1 tRNA gene is annotated in these 379 nt (G+C 38.3%); it reads left to right on the top strand.

Annotation, left to right across the window (positions count from 1 at the left end):
* Positions 1-226: 226 nt before the first annotated feature.
* A tRNA-Ala gene (locus tag VJI94_RS08085) sits at positions 227-302 on the top strand.
* Positions 303-379 lie beyond the last annotated feature (77 nt).

Here is a 379-nt window from a genome sequence, read left to right as displayed (position 1 = left end):
GAAGGTGCGGCTGGATCACCTCCTTTCTAAGGAGTACAAAGAACGACAGTTCAATTAAAATTCTTAGTTTTATCACTGTTTTTTTGGTTCATATTTTTTTTAAGATTTTTAAAGTTTTAACCAAAAGCTGTAAGGCTAACTAAAAGAAAATACCAAAATGATAGTATAAAAGAAAAAGGGGCACTAAAGACCCCCAAAAATTTATACTGTCGTAAAAAAATATTTTGGGGGTGTAGCTCAGTTGGGAGAGCACCTGCCTTGCAAGCAGGGGGTCAGGAGTTCGAATCTCCTCATCTCCACCAAGGAACCTGACAATTAAAGAGAAATATATTTCTGGTCAAGCGACCAAGGGCATAAGGTGAATGCCTTGGCACTGAGA

The organism is Parvimonas sp. D9 (assembly GCF_035282565.1).
GTDB classification, from domain to species: Bacteria; Bacillota; Clostridia; order Tissierellales; family Peptoniphilaceae; genus Parvimonas; species Parvimonas micra.
The sequence above is the reverse complement of the archived record's forward strand: the minus strand, read 5'-3'. Positions and strand labels throughout refer to the sequence as shown.